This is a genomic window from Streptomyces sp. NPDC127108 (assembly GCF_042677545.1).
Classification (GTDB): Bacteria; Actinomycetota; Actinomycetes; order Streptomycetales; family Streptomycetaceae; genus Streptomyces.
Window position 1 is genome coordinate 1 of record NZ_JBHXTE010000036.1, and the last position, 14,105, is coordinate 14,105.

General features: G+C 72.1%; 14 protein-coding genes. 11 read left to right on the plus strand and 3 right to left on the minus strand.

From position 1 onward, the window contains the following. Both ACFVHO_RS27425 and ACFVHO_RS27430 read left to right on the plus strand, forming a co-directional pair. The coding region (locus ACFVHO_RS27425; RefSeq protein WP_385719940.1) for a nucleotide disphospho-sugar-binding domain-containing protein at window positions 1-1,241 on the plus strand (1,241 nt) is incomplete at its 5' end. A 14-nt stretch (window positions 1,242-1,255) separates the two neighbouring features. Beyond that, window positions 1,256-2,569 carry a beta-ketoacyl-[acyl-carrier-protein] synthase family protein gene (locus ACFVHO_RS27430; RefSeq protein ID WP_385719942.1) on the plus strand — a complete coding sequence of 438 codons (1,314 nt, stop codon included), beginning with the start codon at window positions 1,256-1,258 and terminating at the stop codon, window positions 2,567-2,569. A gap of 73 nt (window positions 2,570-2,642) precedes the next feature. Here ACFVHO_RS27430 and ACFVHO_RS27435 read toward each other — a convergent pair whose 3' ends face one another. After that, complete coding sequence (locus ACFVHO_RS27435) at window positions 2,643-3,869, minus strand: methyltransferase domain-containing protein (protein ID WP_385719945.1); 1,227 nt, start codon at window positions 3,867-3,869, stop codon at window positions 2,643-2,645. A 92-nt stretch (window positions 3,870-3,961) separates the two neighbouring features. Continuing rightward, window positions 3,962-4,627, minus strand: coding sequence for an LmbU family transcriptional regulator (locus tag ACFVHO_RS27440; RefSeq protein WP_385719948.1), 666 nt, complete (start codon window positions 4,625-4,627; stop codon window positions 3,962-3,964). 202 nt (window positions 4,628-4,829) lie between these two features. On the opposite strand from ACFVHO_RS27440, the gene ACFVHO_RS27445 reads away from it, so the two are divergent. The 3 genes from ACFVHO_RS27445 to ACFVHO_RS27455 all read left to right on the plus strand — a co-directional run bounded on the left by ACFVHO_RS27445 (window position 4,830) and on the right by ACFVHO_RS27455 (window position 7,942). Next, window positions 4,830-6,650, plus strand: a complete 1,821-nt coding sequence (locus ACFVHO_RS27445) for an FAD/NAD(P)-binding protein (protein WP_385719951.1) — start codon at window positions 4,830-4,832, stop codon at window positions 6,648-6,650. A 10-nt stretch (window positions 6,651-6,660) separates the two neighbouring features. Beyond that, a complete protein-coding gene (locus ACFVHO_RS27450) occupies window positions 6,661-7,269 on the plus strand; it encodes a TetR/AcrR family transcriptional regulator (protein ID WP_385719954.1) in 609 nt (202 codons plus the stop codon). A gap of 151 nt (window positions 7,270-7,420) precedes the next feature. Then, window positions 7,421-7,942 (plus strand): DUF4188 domain-containing protein, encoded by a 522-nt coding sequence (locus ACFVHO_RS27455; protein WP_385719956.1) that lies wholly within the window; start codon window positions 7,421-7,423, stop codon window positions 7,940-7,942. Window positions 7,943-8,035: 93 nt separating this feature from the next. On the opposite strand, the gene ACFVHO_RS27460 is transcribed toward ACFVHO_RS27455, so the two are convergent. After that, window positions 8,036-8,458, minus strand: a complete 423-nt coding sequence (locus tag ACFVHO_RS27460; RefSeq protein WP_385719959.1) for a secondary thiamine-phosphate synthase enzyme YjbQ — start codon at window positions 8,456-8,458, stop codon at window positions 8,036-8,038. Between the two features lie 132 nt (window positions 8,459-8,590). Here ACFVHO_RS27460 and ACFVHO_RS27465 point away from each other — a divergent pair, with 132 nt between their 5' ends. From ACFVHO_RS27465 to ACFVHO_RS27490, 6 genes are all read left to right on the plus strand, one after another. Beyond that, on the plus strand, window positions 8,591-8,674 hold the full coding sequence (locus tag ACFVHO_RS27465; protein ID WP_380832513.1) for a putative leader peptide: 84 nt from the start codon (window positions 8,591-8,593) through the stop codon (window positions 8,672-8,674). Between the two features lie 187 nt (window positions 8,675-8,861). Then, on the plus strand, window positions 8,862-9,764 hold the full coding sequence (locus tag ACFVHO_RS27470) for an ABC transporter permease (protein WP_385719961.1): 903 nt from the start codon (window positions 8,862-8,864) through the stop codon (window positions 9,762-9,764). Continuing rightward, window positions 9,737-10,603: an ABC transporter ATP-binding protein gene (locus ACFVHO_RS27475; protein WP_385719964.1), complete on the plus strand. Its 867-nt coding sequence runs from the start codon at window positions 9,737-9,739 to the stop codon at window positions 10,601-10,603. Before ACFVHO_RS27470 ends, ACFVHO_RS27475 begins: the two co-directional genes overlap by 28 nt. A gap of 15 nt (window positions 10,604-10,618) precedes the next feature. Continuing rightward, window positions 10,619-11,689: an ABC transporter substrate-binding protein gene (locus ACFVHO_RS27480; RefSeq protein WP_385719966.1), complete on the plus strand. Its 1,071-nt coding sequence runs from the start codon at window positions 10,619-10,621 to the stop codon at window positions 11,687-11,689. Between the two features lie 2 nt (window positions 11,690-11,691). Beyond that, window positions 11,692-12,900, plus strand: a complete 1,209-nt coding sequence (locus ACFVHO_RS27485) for an LLM class flavin-dependent oxidoreductase (RefSeq protein WP_385719969.1) — start codon at window positions 11,692-11,694, stop codon at window positions 12,898-12,900. Window positions 12,901-12,965: 65 nt separating this feature from the next. After that, the gene (locus tag ACFVHO_RS27490) at window positions 12,966-14,063 is read left to right on the plus strand and encodes an FAD-dependent oxidoreductase (protein WP_385719972.1); all 1,098 of its coding nucleotides are present in this window, start codon (window positions 12,966-12,968) and stop codon (window positions 14,061-14,063) included. Window positions 14,064-14,105 lie beyond the last annotated feature (42 nt).

The following is a 14,105-nucleotide window of genomic DNA, read 5'->3' on the forward strand; positions in this document are numbered from 1 at the left end:
CGGCCGGTCATGAGGTGCGGGTGGCGAGTCAGCCGGAGCTGGTTCCTGAGATCACGCGGGCCGGTCTGACGGCCGTGCCCGTCGGCCGCGACCACCAGCTCTGGCGCGTGCTCAAGACCCGGCACGGCGACGAACGCTGGTCGGCACTGCCGCCGTTCGATGTGGCGGATGTGCCGGGTGAGTTGTTGTCGTTGGAGTATTTGCGGTCGGGTTATGCGGATGTGGTGCCGTGGTGGTTCCGGTTGGTGAATGAGCCGTTGGTGGATGAGTTGGTGGGGTTGTGCCGGTGGTGGGAGCCGGAGTTGGTGGTGTGGGAGCCGGGGACGTTTGCGGGTGGGGTGGCGGCGCGGGTGTGTGGTGCGGCGCATGGGCGGTTGACGTGGGGGGTGGATTTCTTCGGGCGGGTGCGGGAGGAGTTCGTCCGCCTCGCGGGTGAGGAAGCGGCGGCCGGAGGTGGGGGCGGGGATCCGCTGGGCGAGTGGCTCGGGGCCTTGGCGGGACGGTACGGAGTGGAGTTCGACGAGGAGTTGACGACGGGTCAGTTCACCGCCGATCTGCTCCCGGCCCCCTTCCGGTTCGACACGGCGATCGACTACGTCCCCGTCCGCTACGGCGTCTACAACGGGGTGTCGGTGGTGCCGCGGTGGTTGTGGGAGGTGCCGGTGCGGCCTCGGGTGGGGTTCACGCTGGGGTTGAGTGCGGTGGAGCGGCTTGCGGGGTATTCGGTGTCGGTGGTGGAGATCCTGAAGGCTCTGGCGGGGCTGGATGTGGAGGTGGTGGCGGCTCTGCCGGGTGCGGGGGAGATCCGTCAGGAGTTGGGTGCGGTGGTGGGGGACCGGGTGCGGGTGGAGGAGTTCGTGCCGTTGGCGGCGCTGGCTCCGACGTGTGCGGTGATGGTTCATCACGGCGGGTTCGGCACGATCGGCACGACCTCCCTGCACGCCGTCCCCCAACTCGCCATCGCCGAACAGCTCGACGCGATCTGGCTCGCCCGCGGCGTCACCTCCTACGGCGCCGGAATCGACCTCCAGGTGGCCGAAGCCACCGGCGAACGCGTCGCGCACGAAGTCCAGCGGCTCCTGACCGACCCCTCCTTCACCGAGGGCGCCCGGCGGCTCCGCGCCGACCTGCGGGCCATGCCGAGCGCCGCCGAAGCCGTTCCCCATCTGCTCCGCCTCGCCGAACGGCACCGACGCCCACCCCTGGCAGCCGTGCACCACCCTCAGGCGAAGACCAAGTGAAGGCAGGCGACGACATGACCAGCACACCAGGACACGACCACTCCCCCGCGGCGCCGGGACACGCGCCCCGCACCCCTCCCCCCGGCCGGGACACGCACCCGGACCGCGTCGTCGTCACCGGCCGCGGCGTCGTCTCCCCGCTCGCGCCGAACTGGCCCGACACCTGGGCCGCCCTCGTCGCCGGGAAGAGCGGCATCCGCGACATCACCGGGTTCGAGGTGGGCGACCTGCCGGTCCGCATCGGCGGTGAAGTGCCCGGCTTCGAGCCCGAGCGCCACCTGCCTCGGCACGTCGTACGGCGTACCGACTGGACCATCCAGGTGGTCGTCGCGGCGGCCCGCATGGCGCTCCAGGAGGCCGGGATCGAGCTCGACGAGGAGCTCGCGCCGCGGGTCGGGGTCGCCGTCGGGTCCATCATCGGCTCCACGCGTGTGGCCTCGCGCAACGCCATGGCCATGCGTGACGAGGGCTATGCCGCGGTCAGCCCGCAGGTGTTCCCCACGATGGGCATCAGCTCGGCCGCCGAGGTCTGCCTGGAGCTGGGTGCGCGCGGCCCGTCCGCCGAGATGGTCGCCGCCTGCGCCACCGGCACGGTGTGCGTCGGGGAGGCGGCCCGCTGGATCCGCGAGGGCCGCGCCGATGTCGTCGTGGCCGGCGGGATGGACGCCTTCGACCGGCTCGAACTCGCGGCGGCGGCACGGGCACGGGTGCTCTCCCGCAGGACGGGCGACCCGACGACCGCGAGCCGCCCCTTCGACAAGGACAGGGACGGCTTCGTGATGGGCGCGGGCGCGGGCGTCCTGGTCCTGGAGAGCGCCGCCCACGCCCGGCGCCGCGGCGCCGTGGTCCACGCCGAGCTGGCGGGCTACGCGGCCACCACGGACGCCCACCACCTGACGGCGCCCTCCCCCGACGGCGCCCAGGCCGAACGCGCGATGCGCACCGCCCTGGAGTCCGCCGGCGCGACGCCCGCCGACGTCGGCTACATCAACGCCCACGGCACCGGCACCCGGCTCAACGACGCCACCGAACTCACCGCGATCCGCCGGGTGTACGGCGACCACGCCCCCCGTGTCCCCGTCGGCTCGACCAAGAGCATGACGGGCCACATGCTCGCCGCGGGCGGCGCCGTGGAGGCCGCGGTGGTCACGGAGGCCATCCGCACGGGCGTCGTGCCGCCCACCCTCAACTGCGACTCCCCCGAGGACCCGGCGATGAACTTCGTCGCGCACCAGGCCCAGGAGCACGACGTGGAGGTCGGCGTCAGCCACTCCTTCGGCTTCGGCGGCCACAACGCCGTCCTTGTCCTGCGGCGCTGGCGGGGCTGACGGCACCCCGCGGGCCCGGGCCGCGCGGCGCCGCCCGTCCCCGGCCCACCCGCCCCTCGGCGCCGCCCGCCCCTCAGTCCACCCGCACCTCGGGCACGTACCGGATCCACCGTCCGCCCGCGTCCCGGAACTCCTGCTCCTTCGCCATGATCTCCTCCGCGTGGTTCCACGCGAACAGCACCGCGTACGGCGGGCGGTCGTCGGCGAAGCGCTGGTGGGGCACCACCGGGATGTGGGATCCGGGGGTCAGCCGCCCCTGTTTCGCGGGCGTGGTGTCCGTGACGTACGCGATCGACTCCGGGCCGATGCCGCAGTAGTTGAGGACCGTGGCGCTCTTGGCGGTGGCGCCGTAGCCGACGATGTCCTTGCCCTGGGCGCGCAGCTCCCGCAGGAGCGAGGTGAGGTCGTCGCGGGCCTTCAGGACCCGGTCGCGGAAACCCTCCAGGGTGTGGCGCGCGGTCAGCTCCGCGGCCGCCTCCTCGGCGAGCAGTTCGCCCACGGTCGCGGTGCGCTCGCGTGCGCCCGCGCGGGCCAGGGTGTAGCGCACCTCGCCGCCGTGCACGGTCAGGCGTTCCACGTCGACGAGGTCAAGGCCGTGACGGCGCGCCATCTCCGCCACCGACCGGGCGGTGAAGTAGTAGAAGTGCTCGTCGTACATCTGGTCGAAGGACGTCTGCCGCACGATGTCGGCGAAGTAGGGGTCCTCGAAGACGAACACCCCGTCGGGGGCGAGGAGTTCGTGTACGCCGCGCAGGACCGAGCCCATGTACGGGATGTGGCACAGGGTGTTGGCGGCGTAGATGACCGCGGCCTGGCCGTCGTCGGCGCGGATGGCGCGCGCGGTCTCCTCCTCGAAGAAGTCCTTGCGCACCCGGATGCCGCGCGCGGCGGTGACGTCGGCGACCGAGCCGGAGGGCTCGACGCCCAGATGCCGGATGCCGGCTTCGGCGACCGTCGCGAGCATGACCCCGTCGTTGCAGCCGAGTTCGACGATGAACGCGTCGTCGCCGGTCAGTTCGGTCCCGACGAAGCGTTCGGCGACGGCCCGGAAGTGTTCCCGCATTCGGGCGGATCCGGAGGAATGGTAAGGGTAATGATCGTGGAACATACGCTCGCGTGGCACTTCATGGAGTAGCTGCACCATCGTGCACGAGTCACAGGCTCCGACGACCAGCCGGAAGAAGTGTTCAGGAGTCGTTGATTCGGGCGGCAGGAAGCAGTCCGATATCGGCTGTTTCCCGAAGTCCATGAATTCGACGACCTCACCGCCGCAGACGCGGCACGCGGCAGACTCCGGCATGTTGCCTCTCCTCCGTGAGCGGATTGCTCCCCGGCCGCGGCAGGACGCCGCGATGCGGCGACCACGGATATCGCGGCCACCGGACCGGGGAATTACTCAGAGGCTACGGACGAGTCGGGGTGAGGGGAACGGGCCGGGTCGTCCGCGATTTCCGGGCCGAGGGCGGTGGCAGCGGCCTCGTCGACTTTTCGGATCATCCAGTCGTTGAGGTCGCTCTCCATGTGCTGGGCGGCTTTCTCCCAGCGGTCGCACTGCTCGGCGGACGCGGTCACCTGCACATCCTCGGTCGCCCCCGCATCCTGCGCCGCAGTGCGCGCGGCCCGCAGATGACGGCGCAGCTCGTTGCGCGACCAGCCGTGCGCCTCCGCCTGGCTCAGCCAGTGGTCCTGTGCCGGTGCGGGCAGCGCCGCGACCTCGGCGTGGTGCTGGAGGCTCAGACCGTCCCGCCGGCGGGACGGCGGGAACTTGCGGGCGATCCAGGCGTAGTTGCGCAACGTCTGGTAATCCAGGGATGTTTGCTCGATCGCATCGCGATATCGGCGGGGATAGGTCTGCTGGCCGAATACCAGCCAGTCTCCCAACCACCACGCGGATGAATCGACAATGGCAAATATCTGCTCTCCGATGGTTTTCCAGTGTTCCAGTGGCAGATACTCGGGCAAGGAGAGCGAGGACCGTCGCGTGCGCGCCCGGTCGTCCACGGTTAACTTCTCCTGCTGGCTGCTGATGTTCGGTGTGGGATGTCGTAGATTCGGCATGGCGCTGTCTCCCCCGGTGACGGCTCATCATGAAGCGATTCGAGCGGTCAGTAAAGAAACAGTAATGAGCGGTCCGGCGTGACACAAGGGATGTGCGTCGTTCTCAGCCGCCGCCCGCAGCACCGCTCCGGCCGCTCGTGCCGCCGCCCCGTCCGCTCGCTCGCGCCCCACCCGTCCCGTGCACCCTGCCGGAAAGAGGACCATGAAGCAGGACCGTGGTGATCCTTCAGCGGCCGTGTGCGTCATCGGCGCGGGCCCGCGCGGAACGTCGATCCTGGAACGCATCGCGGCGAACGCGCCGGAGATCATTGGCGACAGGGAATTCGCGATCCATCTGGTCGACCCCTTTCCGCCCGGTTCAGGGCGCACCTGGCGGACGTCGCAGAGCGAACTCCTCTGGATGAACTCGGCGGCCGAGCAGGTGACGATGTTCCCGGACAGCTCGGTGCGGTGCGCCGGGCCCGCGCACCCCGGGCCGACGACGGGCCGGTGGCTGGCGGAGACGGGCCGCGGCCCGCTCCACGACGGCCACTACGCGTCGCGCCCCGCGCAGGGCCGCTATTTGCAGGAGTTCTTGCGTGGTGTACGCGCCCGGATGGCCCCGAACCTGCGTCTGCACCTGCACCGCGCGACCGCCGTCGATGTCCGCCACGCCGGTACGGACCGCCAGTCCGTCGTCCTCGACAACGGCCACCGACCGGTGCCCGCGGCCCAACTCGTGCTCGCCCAGGGCCACACGGACGTCGTCACGGACGCCCCCCGGGGCCTCACCCGTATCGGCCCCGGGCGCGCCGACGAGGACGGGCTCGACCGGATACCCACCGGCGCACCCGTCGTCGTGCGCGGCCTCGGGCTCGTCTTCATCGACTGCCTGCTGCTGCTCACCGAGGGCCGAGGCGGCCGCTTCACGCGCTCCCGCCGCGACGGCCGTCTCGGCTACCGCCCCTCCGGCCGCGAGCCCGTCCTGTACGCGGGTTCCCGGCGCGGGGTCCCGCCGTACCCCAAACCCGCGTACACCCTGGCCTCCCCCGCCCCGCCGCCGCGTCAGCTCACCCCGGAGATGTGCCGCGCCCGGCTCGGCCGCCCGGGGTTCGACTTCGACCGCGACCTGTGGGCACCGGCGCTCCAGGAGCTGGCCTGGGCGTACTACCACGAGCTGTTCACGGCCCACCCCGACCGCACCCGCATGGACTGGGCGTCGTTCGCCGCGCAGTACGAGCGCTTCGTCGGCAACGACGACCGCGCCGCCAAGCTCGTCGGCGCCGCCGTCCCCGACCCCGACGACCACTTCGACCCCGAACGGCTCACGGCCCCGCTCGCCGGGCACCTCTCCCCCGATCCGCGCGCGCTGCAGCGCCGTGTCCGCGCGCACCTGCGGGACAGCGTGCGCCGACGGCGGGAGCCCCGGCACAGCGCGCACGTGGCGGTGATCCGTGCGCTCGGCGCGGTCGGCGGTGTCCTCGGGGACCTGTACAACGCGGGGGAACTCCCGCCCGCGGCCGCCGCCGTGGCACTGCGCCGGTTCTCCGTCGGCGCCTTCCTCAGCAGCGGACCGCCGCCGCTGCGCATGGAGCAGCTGATCGCGCTGAGCGAGGCGGGCGTCGTCACCTTCACCGGCCCCGACACGACCGTGACCGCCGACGAGGGCGCGTCGGTCTTCCGGGCCGCGAGCCCGCACGTCCGGGCGGCGTACACGGCCCGGATCCTCCTGGACGCCCGTCTGCCCGAGCCCGATCTCGCCCGCACCGCCGACCCGCTGCTGCGCCGTCTCCTCGCGGCGGGCCACATCAGCGAGGAGACCGCACCGGACGCCACGGGCAGCCCCCGCCCCACCGGCGCCCTGCGGATCCGCGAAGGACACCCGCTCGACGCGGCCGGACACGTCCACCACACCTGGTACGTCGCCGGTCCCGAGCAGTTCCCGCACGCGGGCACCGACGCGGGGTTCTTCCGCCGCAACGACGAGATAGCCCGCGCCGTCCTGCTGCGGGCGGCGGCCCGGCCCGCCGACGCCCTGTGGTAGCACTGCTGCCATGAAGGACAAGCCCGCCGTACGCACCGGCTACCACCACGGCTCCCTGCCCTCGGCGCTCACCGCGGCGGCGCTGGAACTCCTCGACGAGCAGGGCCTCGAGAAGGTGACGGTGCGCGAGGTGGCGCGGCGCGCCGGGGTGTCGCCGGGTGCGCCGTTCCGTCACTTCGCGGACCGGCAGGCGCTGCTCACGGCGGTCGCGGACCTGATCCTGGAGGACCTGGAGCAGTGGCAGCACGCCCAGGTGGCCGCCGCCGAGGCTCCGGCGACGCGCGCGATCGGCCTGGGCTTCGTGCGCTACGCGATCCGCCATCCGCACCGGTTCGAGCTGGTCAAGTCCAGTGTGTACCGACCCGATCAGCCCGCGAGCGTGCAGGCCAGGGTCTCCGGCCTCGAGCGGGCCTTCACCGACCTCATCGTCGCCGACCAGGAGTCCGGCACGCTGCGTCCGGGCGACCCCGCCCTGGTGGCGCTCGCCGGGCAGGCCCTGGTCTACGGCCTCTCCCAGATGATCGTCGACGGCTTCCTGCCGGAGGCCGAGGCGGAGCACCTGGCCGAGCAGGTGCTCGACCTCTTCGGCATCGGCATCGCCAACATCCCGTCGACCTGACCCCAACTGCCCTTGCCGCGCGGCCTCTTACCTCTTGACCGGCCCCTCGCCCCCTGATGTAATCACCGCTCACACACCATGTAAGCAGTGCTCACACAGCTCGCGCCCACGACCGCGCAGCCAGCCCACCCTCCCCGCCCCTGGAGGCCGCATGTACGCCAAGACAGCCACCGGCCACACGACCGCGGCCGCGGAGGGCGACACGGTGGTCCTGCTGATCGGCATGCGCGTCAACCACTTCTGGGCGGTGCACCAGTGGGTGCCGGTCTTCTACGCGATGCTGCGCATGCTGCGCGAACTCGCCGCGGATCCGGACCGCGGCCTGCTCGGCCGCATCCTCCTGACCGCGTCACCGCGCACGTACTACGTGGTGCAGTACTGGGAGTCCAAGGAGAAGCTGTACGCGTACGCCGCCGCGCCCGACGCCTTCCACCACAAGGCCTGGGGCATCGCCAACCGCAAGCAGCGCGCGGGCAGGCTGCGCGGACACGTCGGCCTGTGGCACGAGACGTACATCGCCCCCGAGGGCTCGTACGAGTCCATCTACTTCGACATGCCGCCGTTCGGCCTCGCGGCGGCCACCGGCAGCCTGCCCGTGGAGAGCCGCGGGCGGCGGGCGGCGCAGCGGCTCGCGCACCGGTCGGAGAGCGGGAGCTCCGCGGCGCGGCCCTGAGGGCTGGAGCCGGTCGCCCGGGGCCGCCGACTCAGCCCAGCCCAGGGAGCTCAACCCAGGAAGCCCAGCCCAGAAAGCCCAAGCCGAGGTTGCTCAGCCCAGGAAGCTCAGCCGCACCTGCCGGTTCGGGTTGTCCTTGTTCGTGTCGACCAGGCACACAGACTGCCACGTCCCGAGCTCCAGTGCGCCGCCGATCACGGGCAGGGTCGCGTGCGGGGCGACCAGGGCGGGGAGGACGTGGTCGCGGCCGTGGCCGGGGCTGCCGTGGCGGTGCTGCCAGCGATCGTCGGCCGGGAGGATGGTGTGCAGCGCGGCGATGAGGTCGGCGTCGCTGCCCGCGCCGGTCTCCAGGACCGCGATGCCGGCCGTGGCGTGCGGGACGAACACGTTGAGCAGGCCGTCACGGCCTCGGGCAGCCTCGCGCAGGAAGTTCTCGCACTCGTGGGTGAGGTCGACGACGGTCTCCGCCGAGCCGGTCGTGACGTTCAGGATGCGGGTGGTGAAGGCATCGGACATGCCTCCCATCCTCCACCAGTCCGGTCTTCCGGCCACTCCGCGCAGCGGGTGATGTTCCATTCGGTGATACGAGGCGTCCAGTCCGCGAGACATCGTTGACCGTTCCCGGAACGGATCGCTACGTTCTGCCGCATGTTGCGTTCAGCTCTGCTCACTTCGCGCGGTCACATCGACCTGCTGCGAGTGGCTTCCGCCGCGTGTCGTCGCGGCCACTGACGCCTCCTTTCCTCCTCTTTCTCCGCCCTCCGGCTATCCCGCCGCTCTTCTCGCGGTCCTGCCCGGCCCCGGCCGTCCCCTCTGAACCCACCCGGCCCTGAGGGACGCCCGCCCGCCGGGAGGCCCCGGCCTCTCTCCCCACGCCGGAGTGCTCCCCCGCGCTGAACTCGCCCTGCCCTGGAGCCCCATGAGCATCAGTCACGCCCCGCCCTCACCCGTTCCCGCACCCGACATTTCAGGAAAAGCCGAGAAGGGTTCCGTCGAGACAGGGCCCGCGCCGACTCCACCCGATCTCGTCGCACTCGTCCCCGCATCCTCCCGCCGCACCCGCGTCCCCCGCTGGCTCCGCCGCACCACAGGGCCCGTGCTGCTGCTCGCCCTGTGGCAACTCCTCAGCGCCACCGGGGCGCTGAGCGGCGACGTGCTCGCCTCCCCCGGAACCATCGCCCGGGTCGCCGGGGACCTGATCGAGGACGGCTCGCTGACCTCCGCCATGAGCGTGTCGCTCCAGCGCGTCGCGGTGGGGCTGCTCCTCGGCACCCTCGTGGGCACCGGCCTCGCGCTCGTCTCCGGCCTCTTCCGCATCGGTGAGGACCTGGTCGATGCCAGCGTGCAGATGCTGCGGACCGTGCCGTTCGTCGGTCTCATCCCGCTGTTCATCATCTGGTTCGGCATCGGCGAGACGCCCAAGATCGCCATCATCACGCTCGGCGTCTCGTTTCCGCTGTACCTCAACGTGTACGCCGGAATCCGCGGCGTCGACTCCCAACTCATCGAGGCCGGTGAGTCGTTGGGGCTCTCATGCTGGGGACTCGTACGACACGTGATCCTCCCCGGCGCCCTGCCCGGCGCCATGACGGGCCTGCGCTACTCCCTCGGCATCGCCTGGCTCGCCCTCGTCTTCGCCGAACAGATCAACGCCGACTCCGGCATCGGCTTCCTGATGGTCCAGGCCCGGGACTTCCTGCGGACCGACGTGATCGTGGTCTGCCTGATCGTGTACGCCTTCCTCGGCCTGCTCGCCGACTTCGTGGTCCGCACTCTCGAAAGGCTGCTGCTGCAATGGCGACCGACGTTCACCGGCCGGTGACCGGCACCTCCACCCGGGCCGCCGACGACACCCCGCCCGCCCCCGCCACCGTCGTCCGCGTGGACGGCCTCACCCGCGCATTCGACGGCCGCGCCGTCATCGATCAGCTCCATCTCGACGTCCGGGCCGGGGAGTTCGTGGCCCTGCTCGGACGCAGCGGCTGCGGCAAGTCCACCCTCCTGCGGATCCTCGCGGGGCTCGACCGCGACATCAAGGGCACCGCGCTCGTGCCGCGCCGCAAGGCCGTCGCGTTCCAGGCGCCGCGCCTCATGCCCTGGAAGCGGGTGTGGCGCAACGTCCTCCTCGGCCTGCCCGGCAAGCCCGAACGGGCCGTCGCGGAGCGGGCGTTGGCAGAGGTGGGGCTCAGCCACCGGTCGCAGGCCTGGCCCAAGACGCTGTCCGGCGGCGAGGCCCAGCGCGCCTCGCTGGCCCGCGCGCTGGTGCGGGAACCGGACCTGCTGCTCCTGGACGAGCCGTTCGGCGCCCTCGACGCGCTGACCCGGGTCAAGGCGCAGCGCCTCGTCGACGAGCTGTGGCAGCGCCGCGGCTGCGCCGTCCTGCTCGTCACCCATGACGTGGAGGAGGCGGTGCTGCTCGCCGACCGCGTCCTGGTCATGGACGAGGGCGTCATCGCGCACGAGCAGCGGATCGACCTGCCACGCCCGCGCGACATCGCCGATCCCCGCTTCGCCGCCCTGCGCACCGGGCTCCTGGAACGCCTCGGCGTCGAGGCCCCGAGCGCCGCCCCTGCCCCAGCCGCCTCTTCTACCTCTCTTTCCTCGCCCACCTCCCCCGCCTCGTCCCCGAAAACCGCCCGCTCCCTCCCCGCGACCTCGTAGAACGGACCGCCACCCATGCCACGCCCGCCGCACTCCCCGCACGCGCGCCGACTCCGACATCTCTCCCCTCTCCTGCTCCTCCCCCTGGCCCTGACGCTCAGCGCGTGCGGTGCCTCCTCCGCCAACACCTCCAGCGGGGGCCTCGGGGGCGGCAACACCGACGGCAAGGGCTCGCTCACCCTCAACGTCGGGGACCAGAAGGGAGGTTCGGAGGCCGTGCTCCGCGCCGCCGGGGAGCTCGACGACCTCCCGTACAAGATCAAGTGGTCGACGTTCACGTCCGGTCCGCCGCTTCTGGAGGCCGTGAACGCCAAGGCAGTCGACCTCGGCGCGGTCGGCAACACACCGCCGGTGTTCGCCGCGGGCGCGGGCTCGAAGATCTCCGTGGTCGCGGCGACGCACGGCACCTCGCACGGCGAGGTCATCGCCGTGCCGAAGGACTCCGAGCTGCGCGACACCGCCGACCTCAAGGGCAAGTCCGTGGCGGTGGCGCAGGGTTCGTCCGCGCACTACCAGCTGCTCGCCTCCCTCAAGAAGGCGGGCCTCACGCTCAAGGACGTCCACGTCAAGTATCTGCAGCCCGCCGACGCGCTCGCGGCGTTCAGCGGCGGCAAGGTGGACGCGTGGGCCGTGTGGGACCCGTACACCTCGCAGGTGCTGCGCGGGGGCAAGGCCCGGGTGCTCACCGACGGCGAGGGCGTCGTCAACGGGCTCAGCTTCCAGGTGGCCGCGCCCGGCGCGCTCAAGGACAAGAAGAAGTCCGCGGCCATCGCCGACTATCTGAAGCGGCTGCGGAAGGCCCAGGACTGGGTCTTCAAGCACCCCGAGGCGTGGGCGAAGGTGTGGGCGAAGGACACCGGCCTTCCGTACGAGGTGGCGCTCGACGCCGTCAAGCGCACCAACGGCACCCGTGTGTTCGTGGCCGTCGACAAGAACGTCATCGACTCCGAGCAACGAATCGTCGACGCCTTCGCCGGGCTCGAACTCATCCCGCGCCGCGTCGACTTCGGCGACTTCACGGACACCCGGTTCAACGGCTCGCTGCCGCCCTCCACCACCGCGCCCCGCACGTACAAGGAGTCCTGAGCATGACCGTGCACCTCCACTGGTTCCTGCCGACGGGCGGCGACGGCCGCACCCTCGTGGACCGGCACGCCTACACCGACGGCGGCATCACCCGCTCCCGCGTCACCCCGGTCACCGGCGTGCGCGCGCCCGACATCGAGTATCTGGCCCAGATCGCCAAGGCCGCCGAGCAGCTGGGCTTCGAGGCCGTCCTCACGCCGACCGGGACCTGGTGCGAGGACGCCTGGCTCACCACCGTGGCGCTCGCCCAGCACACCGAACGCCTCAAGTTCCTGGTGGCGTTCCGGCCCGGGGTGATCTCACCGGTCCTCGCGGCGCAGATGGCGGCGACGTACCAGCGCATCACCCGCGGCAGGCTGCTCCTGAACGTCGTGACCGGCGGGGACTCCACCGAACAGCGTCGCTTCGGCGACCACTTGGACCACGACCGCCGCTACGCCCGCACCGACGAGTTCCTCTCGGTGGTCCGCGGCGTATGGGGCGGCCGCCCCTACGACTTCGACGGCGAGCACTACCGCGTCGAGGGCGGCCTGACCGCGCTGCCGCCGGACCCGCTGCCGGAGATCTTCTTCGGTGGTTCGTCGGCGGCCGCGGGCCCGGTCGCCGCCCGGCACAGCGATGTGTACCTGACCTGGGGCGAGCCGCCCGCACAGGTGAAGCAGAAGATCGACTGGATCCGGGGGCTCGCCGAGGCCGAAGGGCGCACCGTGCGCTTCGGGATCCGGCTGCACACCATCTCGCGCGACTCCTCCGCGGAGGCCTGGGCCACCGCGGCGCGGCTGCTCGACGACCTCGACCCGGACACCGTCGCCGCCGCCCAGGAGGCGCTCGGCCGCAGCGAGTCCGTTGGCCAGCAGCGCATGCTCGCGCTGCACGGCGGCTCCCGCGACGACCTGGAGATCTCGCCCAACCTGTGGGCGGGCGTCGGCCTGGTGCGCGGCGGCGCGGGCACCGCGCTCGTCGGCAGCCACGCCGAGGTGGCCGACCGGATCGAGGAGTACCACGCGCTCGGCATCGAGCACTTCGTGCTCTCCGGCTATCCGCATCTGGAGGAGGCGTACTGGTTCGGCGAGGGTGTGCTCCCCGACCTCGCGGCACGCGGGCTCCTCCCCCGCATCCCGGCCTCGCCACTGACCGGCGTCCCGGCGGCGAACGGGCGGCCCGCGTCCGCTCCCGGCGGCGCGCCGCTGCTTGTGGCCGGGGGCCGCTGAGGGCGCCTGGACCTGGGCCCGGGCCTGCGGGGAAGATCTCAGCTCCTGTCGTAGTTAGTAGAAGCGTGAACGACATCGGGGTACGAGACGCGGGCGTCACCGACGTGGACGTAGTGGTGATAGGCGCTGGTCAGGCAGGCCTGTCCAGCGCCTATCACCTGCGGCGCAGGGGGTTCGAGCCGGAGCGGGACTTCGTCGTCCTCGACCACGCGCCCCGGCCGGGCGGCGCGTGGCAGTTCCGGTGGCCCTCGCTGACGTACGGCAAGGTGCACGGCATGCACGCGCTGCCGGGCATGGAGCTGACGGGCGCGGACCCCGAGCGCCCCTCCTCCGAGGTGATCGCGGAGTACTTCGACCGCTACGAGCAGCGCTTCGACCTGCGCGTACGGCGTCCCGTCGACGTCCACCGCGTCAGCGAGGGAACGGACGGGCGGCTGCTCGTCCAGACCTCCGCGGGCGTCTGGTCGACCAGGGCGCTGATCAACGCGACCGGCACGTGGGATCGGCCCTTCTGGCCGCGCTACCCCGGGCAGGACACCTTCCGGGGCCGGCAGCTGCACACCGCGATCTACCCGGGCCCCGAGGCCTTCCGCGGCCAGCGGGTGATCGTCGTGGGCGGCGGCGCGTCCGGCACCCAGCACCTTATGGAGATCGCGCCGTACGCGGCCGAGACCTGGTGGGTGACGCGGCGGCCGCCCGTCTTCGCCGAGGGCCCCTTCAGCGAGGACCGGGGCCGGGCCGCCGTCGCGATGGTCGAGGAGCGGGTGCGGCAGGGCCTGCCGCCGCTGAGCGTGGTGTCGGTCACCGGCCTCCCCGTCAACGACGCGGTGCGCAAGGCGCGCGAGGACGGCGTCCTCGACCGCCTGCCGATGTTCGACCGGATCACCCCGACCGGCGTCGAGTGGGACGACGGACGGCACGTCGAGGCCGACGTCATCCTCTGGGCCACCGGCTTCCGCGCGGCGATCGAGCATCTGGCACCGCTGCGGCTGCGCGAGGCGGGCGGCGGGATCCGCATGGACGGTACGCGCGCGGCGGCCGACCCGCGCGTGCACCTGGTCGGGTACGGCCCTTCGGCCAGCACGATCGGCGCCAACCGGGCGGGGCGGGCGGCGGTGCGGGAGATCGTGCGGCTGCTTGCGGGGGAACCCGTCGTGGTGTGACGGCCCGTTCCGGGCGGACTGGACTCACGGCCGGGCCGACCG